The organism is Telluria sp. AC161 (assembly GCF_979258535.1).
The window spans coordinates 2,711,380-2,735,198 of the sequence record NZ_OZ409861.1; the positions used below are offsets into that span (position 1 = coordinate 2,711,380).

Below are 23,819 nucleotides of genomic sequence, written 5' to 3' on the forward strand. Positions count from 1 at the left end.
TTGCCCTTCCCCCACGTTGGCTCCGGCTTGAATTTAAGCGGCGCGTCCTCGTGGCGCGCAAACACGAGCACACCATGACCTTCACTCTGAAGCACCCTGTTCTTGCCTGCGCCATCGTGCAGGCCTTCGTTGTCACGCCTGCTGCAGTTGCGCAGGACACCATCCCCTCGGTCGTCGTCACCAGCAGCAAATGGATTGCGCTCGACCGCGCCAGCGTCGGCGGCTTCGCCGAAACGCAGCTGCTCGACGCGCCGGCATCGATCACCTCGATCGGCCAGGGCCAGATGCAGGATCTGTCGATCCGCAGCGTCAGCGATGCGAGCCGCTACGACGCGTCGATCGGCGACGCCTACAATGCCATCGGCTACGCGGAGCAGTTCTCGGTGCGAGGCTTCACGCTCGACAACGCGACCAGCTACCGCAAGGACATGATCGCGATCTCGGGCGACACGCAGATCCCGCTCGAGAACAAAGAGCGCATCGAAGTCCTGCGCGGCCTGGCCGGCCTGCAGGCGGGCGTCGCCGCACCGGGCGGCATGCTCAACTTCGTCACCAAGCGTCCGACCAATGCGCCGCTGCGCTCGGCCACGGTCGAAGTGCGCGAACGCGGCACCGTGTACGGCGCGGTCGATCTTGGCGGACGCTTTGCCGACCGCCGTTTCGGCTACCGCATCAACGCGGCTGCCGAAGACCTGAAATCTTACGTGCGCGGCGCCGACGGCAAGCGCCAGTTCATCTCGGCGGCATTCGACTGGCAGATGTCGCCCGACGCGCTGTTCCAGATCGACGTCGACCACCAGCACAAGGAGCAAGTTACCGCCCCCGGCTACCAGTTGCTGCGCAACGAGGTCCTGCCCACCGGGATCTCGGCGAAAACGCTGCTCAACGACCAGCCGTGGACGCGTCCCGTCGACACCGACAGCAGCAACCTTGGCCTGCGCTTCGAGTACCGCATCAGCGACACCTGGACCGCGACGGTCAACGCCAACAAGCACTGGTTCAAGCGCGATGACTTCACCGCCTTCCCGTACGGCTGCAGCAATGAGGGCGACGGCTACTATCCGGGCTACTGCTCGAACGGCGACTATGACGTGTATGACTTCCAGAGCACCGGCGAGCGCAAGACGCCGTGGGGCGCGCAAGCGATGCTGCAGGGCCGCTTCGACACGGGCGCGGTGCGCCACGCACTGACGATCGGCAGCGCCTACGCCGAACGCCACGACAGCTTCGGCGAATATGTCTATGACTACGTCGGCTCGAGCAATATCTGGCAGAACCAGATCGTGCCGCCGGTGGACAGCAGCCGCGTGACCGGCCCGGTGATGGAACGGCGCGCGACCGAAGAGCGCTCGCTGTTCGTGCAGGACATCCTGACCTTGTCACCGGCCTGGACGCTGCACGCCGGCGTGCGCTACGTCCAGCTCAAGCTCGATGCGCTGGAAGAGATCGACCAGGCGCGCGTGACATCGAAAGACGCGTTCGCACTGCCGAACGTGGCGCTGGTCTATGCGCCGGCGCCGGACTGGCGCGTCTACGGTTCGATCAGCCATGGCCTGCAATACGGCGGCATCGCGCCGATGGAGACGGTCAACCAGAACACCGTGCTCTCGCCCAGCCGATCGAAGCAGTTCGAGTTTGGCGTCAAGCGCAATGTGAACGAGCAGCTGGCATTGTCGGGCGCCGTGTTTGAAATCACGCAGGGCCTCGAGTACACGAACGCCGCCAACGTCTTCGTGCGCGCGGGCGAGCAGACGCACCGCGGTGTTGAACTGTCAGCACAGGGCCGCGCCCTGCCCGGCCTGAACTACAACCTGTCGCTGATGGCGCTCGACACGGACCAGAAGGACACGGGCGACGCCAGCACCGAAGGCAAGCGCGTGACCAATGTGCCGGAGCTGCGCACGGCCGCCTGGGTCGAATACGTGGTGCCGCAGGTGGCCGGGCTCAAGCTGGACGCGCAGTGGCAGTATTCGGGCAACAAGGTGTTCGATCCGGCCAACCGGGTCAAGGTGCCGGGGTATCACGTGGCGGGGTTTGGCGCATCGTACCTGCTGCGCGCGGGTGGGTTGAACACGATCATCCGGGCGCGGATGGACAATGCGTTCGACAAATTCTACTGGCGCGACGTGACGCAGTCGCTGGGTGGGTATTTGCTGCCGGGGGCGCCGAGGACGTTCAGGGTGTCGGCGCAGATTGATTTTTGATGTTCAAGAATCGATCACCGCTTATTTGACGGCCAGCGCGGTTGCTTTCTGAAGCAACTGCATGGCCTTGGCTAGCACGGGGCCCGCCATTGCATCTTGCTGCAAGATTGCTGCGGGTCCTTCGCCGAAATACAGGCCATCGGCCACGAGGAACGTGATGCGAATGTTCCCGAGGGCCGGCGCGGGCAAGCGCTGCTCCTCCCACGGTCCGATCTTGGCGACAACCGGTCGGGCAACCGCCAGCAGTTCTTTCACAAGTCCGGCAACTGGTGTGTTGCTCCCGTCGATGACCAGTATTTTGCCTGACTGGTTCAGGTAGCGGACGCCGCCCTCGCTGAACGCCGCGAGCACATCCAGACCGCCTTCGAGAGGAACCTCGACGATAACGCCAAGCAGTTCCTTAGAAGACGTCGTCTTACCGCTTGCGCGCAGCCGGTTGTAAGCAAGCGCACGAAGCCTACCCTCCTGCTTTTCGTCCCGCGCGATCTTCAACAATGCTGCGCCATCCGGCGGCTCGGCTGCGAGAACAATCCATGCACCAACATCCGGTTTATCAGTCTGATTGGCAAACAGCTCGGGATCATCGCAAAACAGCAGGTTGTACATGTAGTTGACATGCGCTTGCTCGTACGGGTGATGCAGGCCATTGCCGGCTGCAATCGCCGCGCCGTTGGTAGCGGCTACCATGCCAAATGCGGCAAAAAGTTTTTTGAACATACCGTCTCCACTGATGTCCCATGGGCCAATCCGGTGCGCGAGGTTGCGATAGCAGGAAAAATAGTACCGGCAGGTTCCCTCCCATGTCCATGCAGGTCGGATGGGGCAAAGTGGTGAGTTGGAAAAATATCAAATCCTGATGACTTTTCCAGAACACTGTGCGCCCGTGATTCGCCCGTATGGGATAGATCGGTGTTGATCAGTTCGAGTTTTTCACTATTCCAACAGCTCCAAAAATTTTCCCAGACAGCGCTGCTTAGACCCGTTCAGTCCCTGTAAAAGCGAGCAGGGTCATAAAAGTGAGCAGGGTCAAGTCTGACATTCAGACACGAACTCAACAAAAAATCTATTTATTAATTCTGTGGTGAAGGTGCTCGGGAAGAGTCCGAGTCGAAATATCAGACCTGACCCTGGCTACTTGACCTGGTGAAGGTGCTAAGGAAGAGTCCGAGTCCTAATGTCAGACCTGACCCTGCCTACTTGCACACGAAGCAGCCATTCGTTCTTCAAATATAAAAAAGCTCTGAGTAGATTTGAATGCGCTCGTATAGGGTAGAATCGTCGTGCAGGCACAACTGCAGTCCATTCTGAAACCTGATCACCATAGTCTGCTTGCTTAGCACAGCATAACTATCGACTGTCTCGTTCATGAGTTATTAAAACGCGGCAGTAGTCCAGTTTTAATTTAAATCAAGGAGTGCCAATGGAAATTGATTTTGATGGTGAGCCAATCGAGATCGAGGTTTTTGAAACAGAAAAAGAAGATTCTGTTTATTGCGTCAGCCCATATTTGGCAACTACATGTCAAGCCCAATTCAAATCCTCATTATGGCTTGATACCAATGTTATGCTCAGAGCAGCCTCAACAAATATAAAACCGAATATTCAGGAGTTATTAGCTTGGGCCAATGAGCGCGGAATGGATATCAATCTGGATTTAGCAATCTGGGAACTTTCCAGATCTATATCTATTGATGAATGCCTTGCTAAAGTCGAAGAATGCACAAAGGCTTTGAGAATGAAATTTGGCTTGAACGTTCCCCATGAAATGTGGATGAAGCAAGCCCAATATCGTTACGTGCACTCAGAGGAATTCGACAAATACATTGATGAACAAACTTGCTATTTAATTATCATAAAGTATTTTTATCACTTGGGTGGTGCGTTCGAAGAAAAATGTGAGCTTTTTGCATCTTTTATTCATGATTATCTTCCTTTTTTCAGAACAACGTATTTGGCCGGGGTGTTATATCTTTTTGCAAAGCAAAGAGGGGATTTATTCGAAAAAAAGATTAAAAGAAAATGGCATAGTGACATGGACAGAGGCCAACCATCAACCCATCTAAAAAAAGCTAAAAATGCGGCTTCTGATTTGTCGGTTATAACTTTTGCAACGTATCTTCCATTGATTCCTTTTACTTCTGTTCTTAATATTCCGTATATTGCAACCAGCGATCATGGCTTAGCAGGTTTCATGTCGGAAATTGGATATAGTGGAATCAATATTGGAGGGGCTTATTCCATCGGCAACGGTATCGTAGGTTATCGAGAAAAAAGTATTGCACGAGCTGATAATATTTCCTCAATTGCGAACGAGCTGTATGAAAAATTTTCCCTTAACAGAAACCTTAGTAACTACGATAGAAATTTAAGGTTAAGAAATCTTTCATATATTTTTGAGATCATACTAAACAGAGACTTTAAAATAGGGTTGTCGGAATTAAGAAAAATTATCGACGAAAAAAAATAACCGTTTTTTTAATATGACATTGATGAATGTCGTACTGACGGCACTAGGAAATAGTCCGTATCCAAATTTCAGAGCTGATCCTAGTTATTATGGACCCTAACCAGACGTTGCCAGCTACCTGGGATTATCGTGTATGTGCCACGCGCTGCTCTGCGGCACGTACGTCAGAAACGGTGTTTTCTCCGCATTTTCGGGCGTGATGTCTGCAGAAAGTTCTAGCGCATCCGCCAGGTTCTCAACAAATGACAACACTTCCTCATGCTCTGATGGGCCAGTAATTTCCTCGGGCGAGATGTCGAGCTCCAACTGGCCCGCAATGAAAAAGTGGCAGCGAATTTTGATTGATCTACCCAATAGCATGGTCAACAGATGCGAACCTTCACGATTTCCCAAAACTCTGAGCGATCCCGGAAATAAAGCCTCTACCCCGTTAAAGGTGTACAAGCACTCGTATTGGCAGAGCAGTCGGTCGAAGCGATCCCAATGCATGGCTCTGGTATCCTGTACGTAGAAATCCCGAAGCGATCCATCGCATTCCCATAGTCCTGCTACCTCGTGGAAGTGTGGTCTCATGCAAGTAGATGATCGACTGGTGGAAGCAGATATTGAATGGCTGGCTCTGCCTGATTGGTGACAATCGGCACAGCTCAGTGTAATCGGCTGTTGTCCGCCGAACAACCAGACGGTTTTGTCATACGCTTTTAATCCGATAACTCCAACAACTTGCCCAAACACCGCCGCTCAAACCCATTCAACCCCTGCATCACCAGCGGATCATCATCACCGATCACACCCGCGTCCAGCAGCAAGCGCAGCGTCGCGATCCGGTCACCCAGAGCCAACGCCTGCGCCGGATGCGACCCTTGCGGCTCATGCGCGTGCGCGATGGCCTTGACGACATCCGGCGGAAAATCCCAGTGGCTGGCAATCACCGATGACAGCTCGCGGCTGGCGGCAAAGAACGCGATGCCAAATTCGCCGGAACTCGGCACCTTGCCTTCACAGACGCGGTCGGCCACCTGAAACGCCACCTGCAAGCCAAGGTTCTGCATCAAGCCGGACAGGTAGGCTTCGAACACACCGGCCGACAGCCCCGGCGCCATGACGCTGGCGGCGAATGCGCAGCGTTCGGCATGCTTCCAGACGATCGGCGCGACCTGGCGCGCCACGCCCTGCACCGTCACACGCAGCAGCGGGCGGAACGCGATGCGTGCGAGCAGCATGCGCAGGCCGTTCAGGCCCAGCATCGTCACCGCGCCTTCCAGCGTTTCAATCGGCGTCACCGGGCGGTAATAGGCGCTGTTCGCTTCGCGGATGACTTCAGCGACCAGCACCAGGTCGCGTCCCACCTGGGCCGACAGCGCGCCGGTCGAGATGTTCTCGTCCGACAGCGAAGTTAGAAGCTGCGCAATGAGTTCAGGGATGCGTGGCACCAGGCCGGATGCGCAGACGGGATCAGCGGCCAGCGAGCGCACTTCGCGCAAGATCTGCGCCTCTTGTTCGGGGGACGCCGTGCAGCGGCTGGTGCCCGTCAACCAGCGGTAATACGTGGCCTGGACCTCGGTCGCCATGGCTTGACCGTCGTCGAACGTCAGCGTTGCGCTGACCGGTGCTGGCGCGGCGGTTTCCTTCTCGGCGCCGCCCAGCAAGCGACCAATCCAATTTTTCATCGCGTCCCGCCCTATGTTCAGAAAGTGGCATATTGTAATGCCACAAAGAAACAAAATGACGCCGCCATGAAACTATTTACCGTCACCCTGCCCGTCTGTGTCCTATCGGCGCAGCGCGAGACAAGCACATGATGGCGATCAAACGTCGTGGCAAGCCTGCCGACGATCTCGCTTACGGTGGCCCGAGCAGCTGCTCCACCTGCCGCAAGCGTTGCGGCAGGTCCCCTGCCAGCAAGGTATACGCGATGCCGCGCGCGTCGAGCGTCTCGAGCAGCAGCCGGTGCACCATCTGGCGCACCTCCTCCGATTCGCGCTGCAGGCCGTCCGGCTCCCACGGACCATCGGGCGCCGTCACCAGCGTGATGGCGTAGGCGTGATCCGCGGCGAGCTGCACCAGTTGCGCGTCCACACGGTCCCAGTACACGCGGCTGTACAGCGCCGTCATCAACGCGGTCGTGTCGCAGAACAGGTAGCGCTGCGCGACACGGGCTGCCGCATCTTCGCGCGCCAGTTGCGTGCGCGCGATGCCGAACTGGTCTTCCTCACGCGGCACCCGCGCATGGACGTCGACGAATTCGCGCAGGTATTCGGGCACCCACACTGTGCTGTAGCGGCGCGCCAGCGCTTCGGACAAGGTGGACTTGCCCGACGATTCCGCGCCCAGGATCGCAATCCGGGCTACTCCATCAATACCGGCAACGGGCATCTTCACGCCCGCTGCTCCACATGCGCAGCCCAGGCACGCAGCCCGGCAATGGCCAGCAGCACGAACACGCCATACAGCACGGCCGTGAGCATCAGGCCCTTGTAGACATACAGGCCGACATACAGGATGTCGACCGCGATCCAGATGTGCCAGTTCTCGAGCTTCTTGCGCGCCAGGAGCAGTTGCCCCATCAGGCTGCCGGCGGTGAGGAAGCCATCGGCGTGCGGCACGTCGGTGTCGGTGAAATGATCGAGGAAGGTCGAGAGCACCACGAAGCCGGCGAACCAGGCGACCAGCACCCAGGCGCGGGTGCCGGGATTGAGGCGCTTAACGACCAGCGGCCCATTGCCGGCGCCGCGCAGCCACATGGTCCAGCCCCAGATCGACGCGATGATGAACACGAACTGCAGCCCCATGTCGCCATACAGCCGCGCGTCGAAGAACACCACCGCGTAGGTGGCCGACGACGCGATCGAGAACAGCCAGGCCCAGTGTTTCTGGCGGATGTTGAGCACGACGGTGATGACGGCCAGCACGAACGAGATCAGTTCGAGTGGCGACGTCACCAGGCCGGCAAGGACAAGGGGTTCGTTCATGCGGACGTACCCGGATTACTTCTTCGGATACTTGATCGTCATTTCCTTGAGCAGGTTGTCGGCATGGTCGACCTCCTTCATCACCCACAGCATGTAGCGGATATCCACGTGGATCGCGCGCGTGATGGCGGTGTCGAAGTACCAGTCCTTGGTGATCGATTCATAGGTCGAGTCGAAGTTCAGGCCCACCAGCTCGCCCCGCCCGTTCATGACGGCCGAACCCGAATTGCCGCCCGTCGTGTCGGCGCTCGACAGGAAGTTGACCGGCACGGTGCCCAGTGCCTTGTCCTTGAACACGCCGTAGCGCTTGCCCTGGATGGCTTGCTTGAGCGCGGCCGGGACGATGAACGGATCCTTATCGGTTTCCTTCTCAAGAATGCCTTCGACAGTCGTGAACGGCCCTTTCAGCAGGCCATCGCGCGGTGCGTACGGCGACACCGTGCCGTAGGTCACGCGCAGCGTCGAGTTGGCGTCCGGGTAGACCGGCTTGCCCTGCGACGTCTTGAATGCGATCACGGCCGCCATGTATTGCGGGATCACGCGTTCGAGGTTGCCGTCGATCTCGTTGCGCCCGTTTTCCAGCGCCATGCCGGCGTCGTGCAGGCGCACGGCCAGCGCAATGAACGGGTCGTTCGAGGCGCGGAATGCCTGCGGGTCCTTGCCAATCCACGCCAGGCGCTTGGCGGTGTCGGCCAGCTCGCTGCTGCGGTACATTGCCGGCAGCGCCGCTTCGGTCGGCAGCAACGCATCGAGGCCCTGCGGGCGCACGGCGCCATCGATACGCGCGTAGCGGGCCAGCGCGGCCTTATAGCGCGCTTCGTCCACGCTCGGCACGAACGATTGCTCGAGCCGCGTCAGGCGCGCCTTGATGAACGACAGGTCGCGCTCCTGGTAGCCGCCTTCGCGCTCTGCATCCGGCTTCTGGCGCTCAAGGGCCAGGCGGTACAGCGTGCGCGCGCTCTTGAGCAGGTCGCTGTGGGTCGCCTCATTCCACGCGGCTTCCTGGCGTTGCAGGGCCATGTCGCGGGCGATCACGGCGTCCAGTTCGGTCAGCAGGTTCTTGTTGGCGCCGGCGTGGGCTTGCTGCCAGGTGCGGAACTCGGCGTCCTGCACATCCTTGATGGCGGCGATGTCCTTGCGCGCGAAGCCGTCCATCAGGCCCTGCGTCTTTTTCAGCACGTTGTTCAGGCTCTTGGCCACGCTCGCATAGCGCACGTCCCAGGCGGGATTGTCCTTGGTTGCAGCGGCGATGATGGCCAGGTCGGCCGTGATCGTGGCTGCCTTGGCCGGAAAATCGACGTCGCGCGCGAAGCGGATCTCGCTTGGCAGCTTGTAGCGGCTGGTGCGGCCCGGATAGCCGGCCAGCAGGATCGGATCGCCGTTCTTCAGGCCTTCGGCCGACACCACCAGGAAGTCCTTCGAGCGGTACGGCACGTTGTCCGGCGACGGGTCGGCCGGCCGTCCGTCCTTGCCGACATAGGCGCGCAGGAACGAGTAATCGCCCGTCTGGCGTGGCCACTCGTAGTTGTCGATATCACCGCCGAAGTTGCCGATGCGGTCGGACGGCGCGTGCACCAGGCGCACGTCCCGGATCATCAGCTGCTTGATGCGGTAATACTCCAGGCCGCGGTGAAACGCCGGCACCGAGCAGCGCGTCGATTTGTCGGTCTCGCATTCGGCGATCAAGGCCTTCACGCGCGCGGCCACCAGCGCATGGCGCTCGCTGCCCGACAGCGTGGGGCTCAAGCCATCCAGCACGCGCTTGGTGACGTTCTCGACCTTTTCGGTCACGTAGATCAGCGTGTTAGGGCCACCCGGCAGTTCTTCGGCGCGGGTCTTGGCCAGAAAGCCATTGACGATGTAGTTCTGTTCCGGGGTCGAATTGCGCTGGATCGCGCCGTAGGCGCAGTGGTGGTTCGTGACCACCAGGCCATCGGGCGAAACGAACGAGGCCGAGCAGCCACCGAGCGACACCATGGCGCTCATCGGATGCTTGCTCAGGTCGGCCAGCTTCGAAGCCGGCATCGTGATGCCGATGCGCTTCAGTTCGGACGAGAGCTGCGGCAGCTGGTGCGGTTGCCACTGGCCTTCGTCGGCGAAGGCGGCGGTCGCGGCGCCCAGGAGGGCGACAGGCAGGAAAATCGATTTGAACAAGACAACACCCTGGATGAAAAAAGCAATGCGGGAGTATATCGCCGTTGTATCCCAACCGTGTCGATTTATGGCGATGCGACCGCCGCACCGGTCGCGTCAACACTGCGTCATATTGGTCTGGCAGGATGTAATATTGTCGTTTTGCAAGACGGGCATCCAGGGAAGGCATGCAAACATGACAAGCGAGGCATCACTGTACCGACATACTGTTCTGTATCTCTGCCAGAGTTTCTTCATCAAGGACAACCGGGCAGAGTTGCTGCTGCACGCGCACAAATACGATTTCGACATCCGCTTCTTCAGCGAACTGGCGCAATTTGTCGCGGCCGTCGACGCCGATCGCGGCAACAGCCTGTTCGTGATCGACCTCGACACCCTGCACAATATGCAGGCCGACCTGCAGGATGCGCGCAAGACGCTGATGCTGGGTGAATTGCTGGCCCGCCTGCCGCCCGGTCACAGCTATGTGTACCTGCAATCGAGCCGTCAGGGCAGCCGCTTCCTGCTGCAGCAACGGCTGGTCGACAGCCATTGCCTGGCGTATGCCGAAAAGCCGATCGCCAACGATGTGCTGGTCGACAAGCTGTTCAACCTGTTCGTGCAAAGCAAGCGGGGCGACGCCGTCACACTGGTCACGCTTGGCCTGCCCGGCAGCCTGGATGACGCGGCGCTGCGCGACCAGCGCATCGATGTCAGTTACCACGCCGACCCATCGACATTGCACCTGCGCGTCAAGGAATTGCAGCCCGATCTGGTCTTGATCCCCGACAGTGACTACCTGCGGGTGGACGCCCTGGCGCGCGTACTGCAAAAGAATATCGAAGCCGACCCGGTGCGCGAAATCGTGCTGCTGCAACGCCGCCCGGACGACGCCCTGGCCCGGCGCGCACTGGGCGACGGCTTCGATGCGGTGTTGCCCGACACCGGCTCGGGCATGCTCGAAGCGCAACTGGCCAACCGCGCGGCCAAGATCCGCGTCAACAAGGATTTGATCGGCAAGGACCGCGCCACGGGCCTGCTCAACAAGGTCGGGCTGCGGCGTAAAACACAGGACCTGATCCGCCAGGCCACGCTGGAAGACAAGCCATTGGCGTTTGGCGTCATCGACATCGACAAGTTCAAGACCATCAACGACACCTGGGGCCACCATTTCGGCGACATCGTCATCAAGCGGCTATGCCTGTGCCTGGCGCCGCAGATGGGCGAGCGCGATCTGCTCAGCCGCTTTGGCGGCGAAGAATTCGTGGTCGTGTTCTGGGATTGCACGCTGGCGCAGGCCTGGCCCCGCCTCGATGCGCTGCGCATGGCCTTCGGCGCCATCGCGTTCCAGGTGGCGCCGGGCGACCAGCGGCGCTTTTCGTTCAGCGGCGGGCTGGCCGCGTTTCCCGCGCAGCGCAGCGAAAACGAACTGTTCGTGCAGGCCGATGCGATGCTCTACACGGCCAAGCAGGATGGGCGCAACCGGATTTGCCCGGCGCCCTGAGCTTAAGCGCGCCCGTCGGCCAGCTTGCCCAGGCAGCGCCGTTCGAAGCTGTCCAGGCCAGCGGTGACGAGGCTGTCGTCCTCGGCGACGACGTGCGCATCGATCAACAGGCGCAGCTTGGCGATCTGGTCGCCCCGCTCCAGCGCCCGGGCCAGCGCCGATGCGGCCGGGGTGCCCGACGTGGCGATGGCCTGCACGACGTCCGGCGGGAACTCCCAGTGCGCCGCGATCGCCGCCGACAGCCCCCGGCTGACCGCAAACAGCCGTGCGCCGAATTCGCTCGAACCGGGAATCTTGCCCGCTTCGGCCGCGCGCTCGGCCAGGCGGAAGGCCACCAGCAAGCCCAGGTTCTGCATCAGGCCGGCGAGGTAAGCCTCAAAGACGCCGGCAGCCATGCCCGGCGCCATCAGGCTTGATGCCAGGGCGCACTTCTCGGCCTGGTGCCACACCAGCGGCGCGGCATGGCGTGCAAAGCCGGTGTCGGCCATGCGTAGCAGTGGCCGGAACGCGATCCGCGCCAGCAGCATGCGCAGACCGTTCTGGCCGAGCATCAACAGCGCCGCATCGAGCGACTTGATGGGCTGCAGCGGGCGGTAATACGCGCTGTTGGCTTCGCGGATCACCTCGGCCACCAGCACCGTGTCGCGCTCGACCGAACGTGCGAGCGCGCCCTGCGACACGGTGTCGTCGGCCAGGTCGCGCAGCAGTTCGGGGATCAGTTCGGGGATGCGCGGCACCAGGCCACTGGCCGCGCCCGGATCGAGCGCCAGCGTGCGCACCAGGTCCAGCAGGTGCTCTTCGACCTCGGGCGTGGCTTCGTAGCCGGCCGAAGCGGTCAGCCAGCGGTAATACGCGGCATCGACCTGCACCGCGAGGTCGTGCGCCGCTTCGCCGGCCGGCGCTTCGCTGGCATCGGGGGCCGGCGCCTTGTCGGCGCCCAGCATACGGTCAATCCATTTTTTCATAAAGTCGCTCGGGCCTCGGATGCGTCATTGTAAGCCCTGGCGCGGCTTAATTGACAATCGCCGGCGCGTTGTTCATCTCTGCGTCGGTCCAGCCACCACCCAGCGCCTGGATCAGCGCCACCGCAGCCGTCTGGCGGTCGGCCTGCACCTGTACCAGCTGGCGGCGCGCATTGAGCGCCGTGACCTGGGCCTGCACCACCTCGGTATAGCTCACCTGCCCTGCCTGGTAGCGGTTCAGGATCTGCTGTTCGACCAGGCCCGCCGCTTCGGCCGCCTCGACCCGCAACTGCTGCTGCTGCTCGAGCACGCGGGTGGCGGCCAGGCCGTTCTCCACATCGGCGAATGCCGTCAGGACGACCTGGCGGTAGTTGGCCACGGTGGCCTGCTGGCGCGCCTCGGCGCCTTCGACACTGGCGCGCGTGGCGCCGGCATTGAACAGCGTCTGCGCCGCCGACAGGCCGAATGACCAGGCCGCGTTCGACAGCGAGAACAGGTCGCCCACGCGACTCGTGTTGTTGCCGTACGAAGCCGACAGCCCAAAGGTCGGGAAGTAGGCCGAGCGGGCGATGCCGATGTCGGCATTCGCCACAGCCACATCGCGTTCGGCGGCGGCGATGTCGGGTCGGCGCTGCAGCAATGTGGACGGCACGCCGACCGGCACGGTCGGCACCACGACCTGCCATGGCGTGCTTGCCAGCGCGAAGCTCGACGGACTCTGGCCAACCAGCACCGCAATCGCATGTTCGAGTTCGGCGCGCGAGCGCTGCAGGCCAAGCGCGTCGCTGCGCGCCGTGGCCAGTTGCGTCTGCGCCTGCAGCACGTCCGAGCGCGCCGAGACGCCGGCCGCGAAGCGGTTCGACGTGATCTGCAGCACCCGTTCGTAGCCCTCGATGGTGGCCGTGAGCATGCCGATCTGGGCGTCGGTCTGGCGCAGCGAGAAGTAGTTGATGGCCAGTTCGCCAAGCGCCGCGAGCCGCACACTGGCCAGGTCGGCGGCGCTGGCCTGGGCGCTGGCTTCGGCTGCATCGACCGCCGTGCGCAGGCGGCCGAACACGTCCGGCTCCCAGCTCGCGCCGATCTGCAGGCGGTAGGCGCTGGCGGCGCCGCGGTTATTGTCGCCGCTACCACCACCGGCGCGGTCGCCCCCGGCGCCAAGCGACACCACCGGGAACAGCGATGCGCGCTGCTGCGCGACGATCGAGCGCGCCTGGGCATAGTTGGCCACGGCGACAGCGATGTTCTGGTTGGCCGTTTCCACCTGGCGGCTCAGGCGATCGAGTTCCGGGTCGTTGAACAGCTGCCACCAGGGACCGCGCTCGAGCGCGTCGGCGGGCGCGGCAGGCGCCCAGCCCGGCAAGGGCGCGTTGACGCCCTTGTACGATGCCGGTACCGGGCCGGCCGGCAGCGCGGCAGGCCGTTCATAGGCCGGCCCGACGGCGCAGCCGCCAAGGCCAAGAGCCATGGCAAGGAGGGTCAGACGCAGGGAGGTAGAAATTTGCATGGGCATCATGGTTTGGCGAGCGATGGACCGGTACCCGGCGTCGGATCGACGTTGTGCGGGTGGCGGCTCAACGCGTGTTCATCGGGTTTGCGGGTGCGCAGCTTGTCGAGCAAGACATACACGACCGGCGTGGTGAGGAGCGTCAGGAGCTGGCTGGCGACCAGGCCGCCGATGATGGCAATACCCAGCGGCCGGCGCAATTCGGAGCCTTCGCCGAAGCCGATCGCCAGGGGCAACGCGCCCAGCGCGGCGGCCAGCGTCGTCATCAGGATCGGGCGGAAACGCAGCATGCAGGCCTCGCGCACCGCTTCCATTGCGGTGAGGCCGCGCGCACGCTCGGCCTCCAGCGCGAAGTCGATGATCAGGATCGCATTCTTCTTCACGATGCCGATCAACAGGAACACGCCGATCAGCGCGATGATCGAGAACTCCATCTTGAACATCAACAGCGCCAGCACCGCGCCCACGCCGGCCGACGGCAGTGTCGACAGGACGGTGATCGGGTGGATCAGGCTTTCGTACAGGATGCCAAGCACGATGTAGATGACCACGATCGCGGCCAGGATCAGCAGCGGCTGCTCCTGGCTCGACGCCTGCGCCGCGGCGGCGGTGCCCTGGAAGCTGCCGCGCACATTGATCGGCATGCCGATGTCGGCTTCGGCCTGGCGCACGGCGGCTTCGCCGTCGGTCAGCGTGAAGCCCTCGTTCAGGTTGTACGACACCGTGGTGGCCAGTTCGCCATCCTGGTGACTGACCGAGGTTGCGGTCGCGCTCTCGGCGAAGCTGGCAATCGCCGACAGCGGCACCATCGTCGCGGCGTTGTCGGCCAGCGCCTGGCCACCGGACGGATCGCGCGCCGCCGTCAGGCTCGCGGTCGCCGAGGTCGCCGCGCCGGCAGCGCCGGCAGCGGCGGCCGTGCCGGTACTGGACGACACCACGTTTTCGCTTCCGCCGGCGGCCCGCGCCGGCACGTACACGTCCTTCAGCGCTTCGGGCGACTGCGCATACTTCTGCGCCACGCCCATCACCACGTGGTACTGGTTCAGCTCATCGTAGATGTTCGCCACCTGGCGCTGGCCGAACGCGTTGTACAGCGCGTTGGTCACGTCGCGCGTGGTGATGCCCATGCGCGCCGCGCTTTCCTTGTCGATCGTGACATAGGTTTCCACGCCGTTCTCGGCCTGGTCGGTGTCGACGTCGACCAGCGCGGGCTGCCCTTTCATGGCCTCGGCCAGTTTGGCGGCCCACTGCTTGAGGTCTTCCGCGTTGTCGCTCTTGAGCGTGTACTGGTAGGTCGAGTTGCTCGAACGCCCGCCCATGCGCAAGTCCTGCACCGGATTCAGGAAGATCGAGATGCCGGTGACCTTGGCCAGCTGCGGCCGCAGGCGCGCGATCACGGCCTGCGCCGCGACATCGCGCTCGCGCACCGGTTTCAGGTTGACGAACATGAAGCCGCCACCGGCCCGCCCGCCGCCCGTGAACGCGACCACCGTTTCAACGGCCGGATCCTTGCGGATGATCTCGACCAGCTGGTAAATCTTCTTCTGCATGGCCTGCGACGAGATGCTCTGGTCGGCGCGGATGCCGCCATTCATCTGGCCGGAATCCTGCTGCGGGAAGAAGCCCTTCGGCGCATTGCTGAACAAATAGATGTTCAGGCCGACCGTAAACAGCAGGATGATCATGACCAGCAGCTTGCTGGCCAGCGCCCAGTCGAGCGCATGCTCGTAGACGCGCAGCACGCGCGCAAAGCCGCCTTCCGACCAGCGTGCGAGACGCCCCGGCTTCTTGTCCTTGTCTTCGGCGCGCAGCAGCCAGGCGCACATCATCGGCGTCGTCGTCAGCGAGATCAAGAGCGAGATCATCACCGCGGCCGACAGCGTGACGGCAAATTCGCGGAACAGGCGCCCCACCTGCCCGCCCATGAACAGCAGCGGGATGAACACGGCCACCAGCGACAGCGAAATCGACAGCACGGTGAAGCCCACTTCGCGCGCGCCAAGCAATGCGGCAGCCATGCGGTCCATGCCGTTCTCGATATGGCGCGCCGTATTTTCCAGCACCACGATGGCATCGTCGACGACAAAGCCGGCGGCCACCGTCAGCGCCATCAGCGACAGGTTGTTGAGCGAAAAGCCCAGTGCATACATGACGCCGAAAGTGCCCAGTAACGAGACGACCGTCGCCACCGCGGGAATCACGGTCGCGCGCAGGCTGCGCAGGAATACGCTGACAACGGCCACCACCAGCACGATCGACAGCACCAGCGTAAATTCGATCTCGTGCAGCGAGGCGCGGATCGAATTCGTGCGGTCCGATGCGATCGCCAGCTGGATGTCGCCCGGCAGCTGCGCCTGCAGCGACGGCAGCAGGTCGCGGATGCCGTCGACGGTTTCGATGACGTTGGCGTCGGGCTGGCGCGTGACGAGCACGATGACGGCCGGCTGGCCATTGAACAGGCCCAGCGTGTAGATGTTCTCGGGGCCATCGAACACGCTCGCCACGTCGGACAGGCGCACGGCGGCGCCATTGCGCCACGCGACCACGAGGTCCTTGTAATCGGCGGCGCTGCGGCCATCGCCCCCGGCCGGCTGCGAATAGATCTGCAGGCGGTTGCCATGGCTGTCGATCTCGCCCTTGGGGCGGTTCGGGTTGGTGGCCTGGATCGCGGCGCGCACGTCCTCGGCCGACACGCCATAGCGGTTCAGCGAATACGGTACCAGCTCGACGCGCACGGCCGGCAGCGAGCCACCGCCGATTTCGACTTCGCCCACGCCCTTGACCTGCGCCAGGCGCTGCTGCACGAGATTCGAGACGGATTCAAAAATCTCGGCCGGCGCCTTGGTCTTGGACGTCAGTGCCAGGATCAGCACCGGTGCATCCGACGGGTTGGCTTTGCGGTAGGTCGGATTGCTGCGCAGGGTGGCCGGCAGGTCGGCGCGCGAGGCGCTGATCGCCGCCTGCACTTCGCGCGCGGCGGAATCGATCTGGCGATTCAGTTCGAACTGCAGGTTGATCCGGGTCGAGCCGGTGCCGCTGCTGGACGTCATTTCGTTGACGCCGGCAATCGCACCGAGACGCCGCTCGAGCGGTGTGGCCACGCTCGATGCCATCGTGTCGGGACTCGCGCCCGGCAGGGAAGCCGATACCGAGATGGTCGGATAGTCGACCTGGGGCAGCGGCGCCACCGGCAGCACGAAGAAGGCGGCAATGCCGGCCAGCGCGATGCCGATGGTCAGCAGGACCGTGGCGATCGGCCGTTCGACGAAGGGGCGCGACAGGTTCATGCGCCCGCTCCCTCAGTCTTGTGCGGCGCTTTCCCGGTCAGGCGGCGCGCGGTGCGGTCGAACGCCAGGTAGATCACCGGCGTGGTGAACAACGTCAGGAGCTGGCTCAGGACCAGGCCACCGAACATCGCCAGGCCCAGTGGGCGGCGCAGTTCGGCGCCCTCGCCCGTGCCCAGCATCAGTGGCACCGCCGCGAACAGCGCCGCCAGCGTCGTCATCAGGATCGGGCGGAAGCGCAGCAAGGCCGCCTGGCGGATCGCGTCCAGTGGCGATTTGCCTTCTTCACGCTCGGCCTCGATCGCGAAGTCGATCATCATGATCGCGTTCTTCTTGACGATGCCGATCAACAGGATCATGCCGATGATGCCGATCACGCCCAGGCCCTGGCCGCTGACCCACAGCGCCAGCAGCGCGCCCACGCCGGCCGACGGCAGCGTCGACAGGATGGTCAGCGGGTGGATATAGCTTTCATACAGCACGCCCAGCACGATGTAGACGCAGACGACGGCCGCCATGATCAGCCACAGCTGGTTCGACAGCGACGACTCGTAGGCGCCGGATGCGCCCAGGAACGTCATGCTGACCGAGGCCGGCATGCCGATGTCCACGGCAGCAGCGCGAATTGCAGCCACCGCATCGCCCAGCGACGCGCCGGCTGCGGTATCGAAACCGACCGTGGCAGCCGGGTACTGCGCCACGTGGATCACCTGCAGCGGCGCCTGGCGTTCAGTGATCGTGGCCACCGCCGACAGGGGCGTCGACTGGCCCGAGCCGGTACGCAGTTGCAGCCGGCCCAGCGCGGCAATCGACATCGCCTCGTCCCGCTGCGCCTCCAGAATCACGCGGTACTGGTTGGTCTCGGTGAAGATCGTCGAGACGATGCGCTGGCCGAAGGCGCTGTAGAGCGCATCGTCAATGGACGCCGCCGTGATCGACAGGCGCGACGCCGTGTCGCGGTCGATGTCGATGAAGGCGGCGGCGCCGGTCGCGCCGGCATCGGTCACCGCCGTGCGCAGCTCGGGCAAGGTGCCGATCTTGGTCGTGAGCTTGCGCGCCCATGCGTTGACCAGTTCCGTATCGGCGCCTTCGACCGAGAAGCGGTACTGGGTCGGGCCGCTTTCGGCATCGATCGTCAAGTCCTGGGTCGGCTGCAGGAACAGCTGCAGGCCCGCCACGCCCGCCACGCGTTCGCGCAGGCGCACCATCGTTTCAGACTGGTCGCCACGATCGGCCTTCAGGTTGATCAGCATGGTGCCGGTATGGAGCATCGTGTTGTTGGCGGCGTCGACGCCCACGTACGACGCGACCGACTCGACCGCCTCGTCCTGCATGATGCGGCGCGCCGCTTCCTGCTGCAGCTTGGCCATGTCCGTGTACGAAATCGACTGGCGTGCCTGCACGCGCGCCTGGAGCTGGCCGGTGTCCTGGGTCGGGAACAAGCCTTTCGGGATGATCGTCCACATGACGGCGGTCAGCACCACGGTGGCCAGGGCCACCAGCAGGGTCAGGCCCTGGCGCTTGAGCACCCAGCCCAGCATCACGTCGTAGCGCGCGATCACGCGGTCGAAGAAGGCCTGGAACTTGACGGCAAAGCGGCTCGGCTTTTCATTTTCGTGACTGCGCAGCCAGCGCCCGGCCATCATCGGCACGAGCGTGAGCGACACCACGCCCGAGATCAGGATCGTGATGGCCAGCGTGACGGCAAATTCGCGGAACAGGCGGCCGACCACGTCGCCCATGAACAGCAGCGGAATCAGCACGGCAATCAGCGAGACGGTCAGCGAAATGATCGTGAAGCCGATCTGCGTGGCGCCCTTGATCGCGGCGGCCATCGGGGCCTCGCCTTTTTCGATGTAGCGTGCGATGTTCTCGATCATGACGATCGCATCGTCGACGACAAAGCCGGTGGCGATCGTCAGCGCCATCAGCGACAGGTTGTTCAGGCTGTAGCCGAGCAGGTACATCACGCCGAAGCTACCGATCAGCGAGATCGGCACGGCCAGGCTGGCAATCACGGTCGCGCGCAGGTCGTGCAGGAACGCGAAGATCACCAGCACCACCATGATCACGGCCAGCACCAGCTCGATCTGCACGTGCTTGACCGAGGCGCGAATGCCCGTGGTGCGGTCGCTCAGCACGTCCATGCGCAGCGCGCTCGGCAGGCCCGCCTGCAGTTCGGGCAGACGCGCTTTGATCGCGTCAACCGTGGCGATCACGTTCGCGCCCGGCTGGCGCTGCACGTTCAGGATGATGGCCGGCTTCATATTGGCCCAGGCGCCCAGGCGCACGTTCTCGGCGCTGTCGACGACCTTCGCCACCTCGAGCAGCTTGACCGGCGCGCCGTTGCGGTAGGCGACGATCAGGTTCTGGTAGTCGGGCACCGTGACCAGCTGGTCGTTGGCATTGATGGCGTACGAGCGCGTCGGGCCGTCGAAGCTGCCCTTGGCGCTGTTGGCATTGGCGGCGGTGATCGCGGTGCGCAGCGTGTCGAGGCCCAGGCCATACGATGCGAGAGCGTCGGTATCGGCCTGGATGCGCACGGCCGGCCGCTGGCCGCCCGACAGCGACACCTGGCCCACGCCGGACACCTGGCTGATCTTCAGGGCCAGGCGCGTGTTGACGAGGTTCTGGACTTCGGTCAGCGGCAGTGTGTCGGACGTGATCGCGAGCGTGAGCACCGGCGCGTCGGCCGGGTTGACCTTGGCGTACACCGGCGGCGCCGGCAGGTCGGTCGGCAGCAGCGAGCCGCCGGCATTGATCGCGGCCTGGACTTCCTGCTCGGCCACGTCGAGCGTCTCGCCCAGCGCAAACTGCAGCGTGACCATCGACACGCCGGCGGCGCTCGTGGAACTCATGCGGGTCAGGCCGGACATCTGGCCGAACTGGCGTTCAAGCGGCGCGGTGACGGTGCGCGCCATGACTTCGGGACTGGCGCCCGGATACAGCGTCTGCACCTGGATGGTCGGGAAGTCGACCTGCGGCAGCGCGGCCAGCGGCAGGAAGCGGTAGCCCACCAGGCCGGACAGCACGATCGCCAGCATCAGGAGGGCCGTGGCGACCGGCCGCTGGATAAAGGGGGTCGAGGGACTCACGCGTTGCTCCCGCTACTGTCGTGGGCGCGGGCCAAGCGCAGGCCGGCTGCTGGCATACCAACGTCGTTCCCGCGAAGGCGGGAACCCAAGTTCGTGGCGCCGTCGACGCGGCATGCGCTTCTGGCGACGCTGGCACCCTTGGGTTCCCGCCTGCGCGGGAACGACGTGCCTTGGGCACGGGCCATGCGCATGCTGGCGCTATGCACGAAATTCCCAACCATCATTGCGGTGCTCCCCGCGCTGGCCGGCCTGCGCCCTCGCGCCCGCCCTGCCCCGCGCCACGCGCGCCGCCCGGCTTGTCGCCCGGCAGCACGACGCTGGCGCCATCGCGCAGGCGGTCGGCGCCTTCGGTAATCACCTGCTCGCCCGCTTTCAGGCCGCTGGCGATCTGCACCTTGTCCACGGTCGCCTGCCCGCGCTTGACGGTGCGCAGCGACACGGTGCGCTTGGCGGCGTCGAGGACATAGACGAAGTCGCCGTCGGTACCGTGGCGCAGCGCCGTGACGGGCACCTGCACCGCGTTCTGGATCGTGTTGACGGTCAGGCGCAGGTTGACGAACTGGCTCGGGAACAGCTTGCCATCGGTATTGGTAAAGCGCGCCTTGGCGCGCACGGTGCCGGTCGACGTATCGACCTGGTTGTCCAGCGCGATGAAGCTGCCCGTGGCCAGTGCGTCGGTGCGGGTGCGGTCCAGCGCGGTGGCCGGCAGCTTCGCGCCCTGCGTGATGCGCTGCTGCAGCACCGGCAAGCCATCCTGCGGCACCGCGAATTCGACGTCGATCGGGGCCAGTTGCGTGATCACGGCGATGCCGGCGGTGTCGCCGCTGCCCACCAGGTTACCCACGTCGACCGTGCGCAGGCCAACGCGCCCGCCGATCGGTGCGCGCACCGTGGCGTAATCCAGATTGAGCTGGGCCGTGCCTTCGGCCGCGCGGTCGATCGTCGCCGTGCCTTCGAGCTGCTTGACCAGCGCCGCTTGCGTGTCGACTTCCTGGCGCGCGATCGAATCCTGTTCGAGCAGGGTCTGGAAGCGCTTGAGCGTGACGCGCGCGCTGTCGAGCTGCGCTTCGTCACGCTGGCGCTGGCCGCGCGCCTGCAGCAGCGCCATCTGGAACGGGCGCGGATCGATCGTCGCGAGCACCTGGCCCGGCTTGACCAGCTCGCCCTCGGTAAAGTGGATCTTCTGGACCACGCCTGAGACCTGCGGGCGCACCGTCACGATGGCGGCCGGCACCACGGTGCCCAGCGCTTCGAGCGTAACCGGGATGTTGGCCACCGTCGCGGTCGCGACACCGACCGTCGTCGCCGGGCCGCCCCGGCCGCCGCCCGGGCCGCCAGGGCCACGACCACCACCACCGCCGCCGGGGCCACCTGCCGACATCCCCGGTCCGCCCGGGCCGCTGGCAGGTGCCGGGTTGATCAGCGTCCAGGCCAGGTAGCCCAGGGCCGCCATCGACAGCACGGCGATGGTGCCGCCGATGACACGGGTGCGCTTTTTACGCGGCGGGCGGCTGGTGGCGGGAGGGATCGGAGAATGCTGGTCCATGCTTGTCCTTGTCGATTTTTTTGTCAATGCGCGCTACGCACTACTACTCACGACGACTGTAGCATGCGAGTTTCACATGGAATGTTTCGTAACGTACATAGAATACCGGTCGAACCGGCCTTGAAACGCCGCTCTGCTACCCCACTTAACGCCGATTTACACGGTTAGCCCCGGAATGACGGCAGTAAACGGCAAACGGGCCCAACACCAGGGTGTTGCGCCCGTCCCGTCTTTGTATAAATCAGTTACAAAGTCCTTACATCTGCAGCGGGCGCCCGTGCGCCGCCCGATTTACCAGTTGCCGCAGAAGCAATGCGTGACGGCAGCAAACGGCTTGCGCTCGGTCGTCAGTTCCGACAGGAACGCCATGTCGGCCGCGACCTGGTTCACCGGGCCTGCCGGAATCGCGTTCTCGATCAGGCCCAGCTTGACCTGGATCGTCATGGCCTGGACCGCCGAAGCGCCCGCCATCTGCAGGAAACGCTCGACGCGCGTCACCGGCCGCTCGACATACACGACGCGGTAATCCTTGCCCAGCTTGGCGCGACCGGCAGCCGATGCCAGCGCATCGTTGTAGCCGCCCAGGCGATCGACCAGGCCGCGTTCCTTGGCCTGGACACCGGTCCAGACGCGACCCTGCCCCACTTCATCGATCCTGGCCGGCGTGGTCTTGCGCGCTGCCGCCGCCTTGGTGGTGAAGTCGCTGTAGACGTTGTTGATGCTCGACTGGACCAGTTGCTGGAAGCGCGGATCGAGCGGACGCAGCGGATTGTAGGCGTCGGCCAGCCAGGTGGTGGTCACGCCATCGGTGTGGATGCCCAGCTTGGCGGCGACCTTGTCGGCCGTCGGCAGCAGCGCAAACACGCCGATCGAACCGGTGATGGTGGCCGGGTCGGCAATCACTTCATCGGACGCCATCGAGATCCAGTAGCCGCCGGATGCCGCCACGCTGCCCATCGACACGACCACCGGCTTGCCGGCAGCGCGCGTCAGTTCCAGCTCGCGCCGGATCAGTTCCGAACCGTAGGCACTGCCGCCTGGCGAATCGACGCGCAGCACCAGTGCCTTGATATTGTCGTCCTCGCGCGCCTGGCGGATCAGGTTGGCCATGCTGCGCCCGCCGATCACACCGGGGCCGCCGTCGCCATCGGTGATGGAGCCGGCGGCAACCACGACGCCAACCGCATCGCCAAACTGCTTCTGGGGATGGCGCGACAGGTAGTCATAGAAGCCGATCTGGCGGAACGACTTGTTGTCGTCGTCCGGCGCGCCGCGCTTGATCATCAAGTCGCGCAGTTCGTCGCGGGTTTTCAGGCCATCGACCAGTTTGGCCTGCAGCGCCACCTTCGCAGCGCTGCCGCCGGCATTCTCCATGCGCTCGGGGAGCGATTCGATCATGCCCGCGATCGCGCCATCGGGCAGCTTGCGGTTTTTCTCGACCAAGCCCGTGTAGCCGGACCACAGCGCGTTGTACAGATAGGCGTCGGCTTCGCGCGCAGCGTCGGACGGGCCATTGGCGATGTACGGCTCGGCGGCGCTCTTGTAGGTGCCGACCTTGATCAGGTTGACCGTAACGCCGACCTTGTCGAGCGCGTCGCGGTAGTAGTTGCGGCGCCCGCCGAAGCCTTCGATCATGACCATGCCCATCGGATGGACATAGACCTCGCTGGCGTGCGAGGCGACCAGGTAACGCTTCTGGTCGTAGCTGCCGCTCCAGGCGACGACCGTCTTGCCGCTCTTCTTGACGCGGTCGACCGCAGCGCCGATTTCGCGCAGCATGGCCATGCCGCCGCCCTGCATCTCGTCGAGCAGCAGCACGACGCTCGAGATGTTCGGATCGCGCGCCGCCGCATCGAGTACGACGATCACGTCGCGCAGGCGCACGGTGCGCTTGGAATCGCCGCCGACGTTGTCGAGCACCGCGTCGCGCAGCGTGGTTTCATACTGCTCGACCAGGTCGCCCCGGATCTCGAGCACCAGCGCCGTCTTGTTCGAGAGCGGCTTGACGCCGCCGCTGAAGAACAGCGAGACGACGATGATCACGATCAGCAGGAACAGCAGGTTGACGAAGGTGCGGCGGGTCACGTCGAGCGCGGTCCACAGCATGACGAACCCGCGCCGCAGGGCGCTCAGGGGCTTGAAGGCCAT

Annotated in this window: 15 protein-coding genes; 3 read left to right on the forward strand and 12 right to left on the reverse strand. The window is 63.6% G+C overall.

Features of this window, described 5'->3' with window-relative positions:
• The first annotated feature begins 74 nt into the window (after positions 1–74).
• A complete protein-coding gene (locus ACZ0AJ_RS12135) occupies positions 75–2,204 on the forward strand; it encodes a TonB-dependent siderophore receptor (RefSeq protein ID WP_499454736.1) in 2,130 nt (709 codons plus the stop codon).
• Between the two features lie 21 nt (positions 2,205–2,225).
• Here the strand turns inward: ACZ0AJ_RS12135 and ACZ0AJ_RS12140 are convergent, their stop codons facing one another.
• Positions 2,226–2,921 carry a hypothetical protein gene (locus ACZ0AJ_RS12140; RefSeq protein WP_499454945.1) on the reverse strand — a complete coding sequence of 232 codons (696 nt, stop codon included), beginning with the start codon at positions 2,919–2,921 and terminating at the stop codon, positions 2,226–2,228.
• Positions 2,922–3,624: 703 nt separating this feature from the next.
• Between ACZ0AJ_RS12140 and ACZ0AJ_RS12145 the strand changes: the two genes are divergently transcribed.
• Positions 3,625–4,671: a hypothetical protein gene (locus tag ACZ0AJ_RS12145; protein ID WP_499454947.1), complete on the forward strand. Its 1,047-nt coding sequence runs from the start codon at positions 3,625–3,627 to the stop codon at positions 4,669–4,671.
• Between the two features lie 114 nt (positions 4,672–4,785).
• On the opposite strand, the gene ACZ0AJ_RS12150 is transcribed toward ACZ0AJ_RS12145, so the two are convergent.
• The 5 genes from ACZ0AJ_RS12150 to ACZ0AJ_RS12170 form a co-directional block, all read right to left on the reverse strand.
• Positions 4,786–5,160: a hypothetical protein gene (locus ACZ0AJ_RS12150; protein ID WP_499454741.1), complete on the reverse strand. Its 375-nt coding sequence runs from the start codon at positions 5,158–5,160 to the stop codon at positions 4,786–4,788.
• 212 nt (positions 5,161–5,372) lie between these two features.
• On the reverse strand, positions 5,373–6,341 hold the full coding sequence (locus ACZ0AJ_RS12155) for an HDOD domain-containing protein (protein ID WP_499454742.1): 969 nt from the start codon (positions 6,339–6,341) through the stop codon (positions 5,373–5,375).
• A gap of 172 nt (positions 6,342–6,513) precedes the next feature.
• Positions 6,514–7,047 (reverse strand): AAA family ATPase, encoded by a 534-nt coding sequence (locus tag ACZ0AJ_RS12160; protein ID WP_499456779.1) that lies wholly within the window; start codon positions 7,045–7,047, stop codon positions 6,514–6,516.
• A gap of 2 nt (positions 7,048–7,049) precedes the next feature.
• On the reverse strand, positions 7,050–7,643 hold the full coding sequence (gene pnuC / locus ACZ0AJ_RS12165; RefSeq protein ID WP_258834843.1) for a nicotinamide riboside transporter PnuC: 594 nt from the start codon (positions 7,641–7,643) through the stop codon (positions 7,050–7,052).
• 15 nt (positions 7,644–7,658) lie between these two features.
• Positions 7,659–9,797 carry a S46 family peptidase gene (locus ACZ0AJ_RS12170; protein ID WP_499454744.1) on the reverse strand — a complete coding sequence of 713 codons (2,139 nt, stop codon included), beginning with the start codon at positions 9,795–9,797 and terminating at the stop codon, positions 7,659–7,661.
• 175 nt (positions 9,798–9,972) lie between these two features.
• Between ACZ0AJ_RS12170 and ACZ0AJ_RS12175 the strand changes: the two genes are divergently transcribed.
• Positions 9,973–11,280 carry a GGDEF domain-containing protein gene (locus ACZ0AJ_RS12175; RefSeq protein WP_499454745.1) on the forward strand — a complete coding sequence of 436 codons (1,308 nt, stop codon included), beginning with the start codon at positions 9,973–9,975 and terminating at the stop codon, positions 11,278–11,280.
• 2 nt (positions 11,281–11,282) lie between these two features.
• Here ACZ0AJ_RS12175 and ACZ0AJ_RS12180 read toward each other — a convergent pair whose 3' ends face one another.
• The 6 genes from ACZ0AJ_RS12180 to sppA all read right to left on the reverse strand — a co-directional run bounded on the left by ACZ0AJ_RS12180 (position 11,283) and on the right by sppA (position 23,819).
• Positions 11,283–12,245, reverse strand: coding sequence for an HDOD domain-containing protein (locus ACZ0AJ_RS12180; protein WP_499454746.1), 963 nt, complete (start codon positions 12,243–12,245; stop codon positions 11,283–11,285).
• 46 nt (positions 12,246–12,291) lie between these two features.
• Positions 12,292–13,746, reverse strand: a complete 1,455-nt coding sequence (locus tag ACZ0AJ_RS12185) for an efflux transporter outer membrane subunit (protein ID WP_499454951.1) — start codon at positions 13,744–13,746, stop codon at positions 12,292–12,294.
• Positions 13,747–13,751: 5 nt separating this feature from the next.
• Complete coding sequence (locus ACZ0AJ_RS12190) at positions 13,752–17,033, reverse strand: efflux RND transporter permease subunit (protein WP_499454749.1); 3,282 nt, start codon at positions 17,031–17,033, stop codon at positions 13,752–13,754.
• Complete coding sequence (locus tag ACZ0AJ_RS12195; RefSeq protein WP_499454750.1) at positions 17,030–20,125, reverse strand: efflux RND transporter permease subunit; 3,096 nt, start codon at positions 20,123–20,125, stop codon at positions 17,030–17,032. The genes ACZ0AJ_RS12190 and ACZ0AJ_RS12195 overlap by 4 nt, the downstream gene beginning before the upstream one ends.
• A gap of 220 nt (positions 20,126–20,345) precedes the next feature.
• Positions 20,346–21,671: an efflux RND transporter periplasmic adaptor subunit gene (locus tag ACZ0AJ_RS12200; RefSeq protein ID WP_499454751.1), complete on the reverse strand. Its 1,326-nt coding sequence runs from the start codon at positions 21,669–21,671 to the stop codon at positions 20,346–20,348.
• A gap of 291 nt (positions 21,672–21,962) precedes the next feature.
• Entirely contained in the window at positions 21,963–23,819 is a 1,857-nt protein-coding gene (sppA, locus tag ACZ0AJ_RS12205; RefSeq protein WP_499454753.1) for a signal peptide peptidase SppA, read from the reverse strand.

Bases quoted from the DNA above. Each gene is read 5' to 3' on its own strand.
- ACZ0AJ_RS12135 (WP_499454736.1), top strand. From the start codon at position 75: ATGACCTTCACTCTGAAGCACCCTGTTCTTGCCTGCGCCATCGTGCAG.
- ACZ0AJ_RS12140 (WP_499454945.1), bottom strand. From the start codon at position 2,921: ATGTTCAAAAAACTTTTTGCCGCATTTGGCATGGTAGCCGCTACCAAC.
- ACZ0AJ_RS12145 (WP_499454947.1), top strand. From the start codon at position 3,625: ATGGAAATTGATTTTGATGGTGAGCCAATCGAGATCGAGGTTTTTGAA.
- ACZ0AJ_RS12150 (WP_499454741.1), bottom strand. From the start codon at position 5,160: ATGCATTGGGATCGCTTCGACCGACTGCTCTGCCAATACGAGTGCTTG.
- ACZ0AJ_RS12155 (WP_499454742.1), bottom strand. From the start codon at position 6,341: ATGAAAAATTGGATTGGTCGCTTGCTGGGCGGCGCCGAGAAGGAAACC.
- ACZ0AJ_RS12160 (WP_499456779.1), bottom strand. From the start codon at position 7,047: ATGCCCGTTGCCGGTATTGATGGAGTAGCCCGGATTGCGATCCTGGGC.
- pnuC (WP_258834843.1), bottom strand. From the start codon at position 7,643: ATGAACGAACCCCTTGTCCTTGCCGGCCTGGTGACGTCGCCACTCGAA.
- ACZ0AJ_RS12175 (WP_499454745.1), top strand. From the start codon at position 9,973: ATGACAAGCGAGGCATCACTGTACCGACATACTGTTCTGTATCTCTGC.
- ACZ0AJ_RS12180 (WP_499454746.1), bottom strand. From the start codon at position 12,245: ATGAAAAAATGGATTGACCGTATGCTGGGCGCCGACAAGGCGCCGGCC.
- ACZ0AJ_RS12185 (WP_499454951.1), bottom strand. From the start codon at position 13,746: ATGCAAATTTCTACCTCCCTGCGTCTGACCCTCCTTGCCATGGCTCTT.
- ACZ0AJ_RS12190 (WP_499454749.1), bottom strand. From the start codon at position 17,033: ATGAACCTGTCGCGCCCCTTCGTCGAACGGCCGATCGCCACGGTCCTG.
- ACZ0AJ_RS12200 (WP_499454751.1), bottom strand. From the start codon at position 21,671: ATGGACCAGCATTCTCCGATCCCTCCCGCCACCAGCCGCCCGCCGCGT.
- sppA (WP_499454753.1), bottom strand. From the start codon at position 23,819: ATGGCCTTCAAGCCCCTGAGCGCCCTGCGGCGCGGGTTCGTCATGCTG.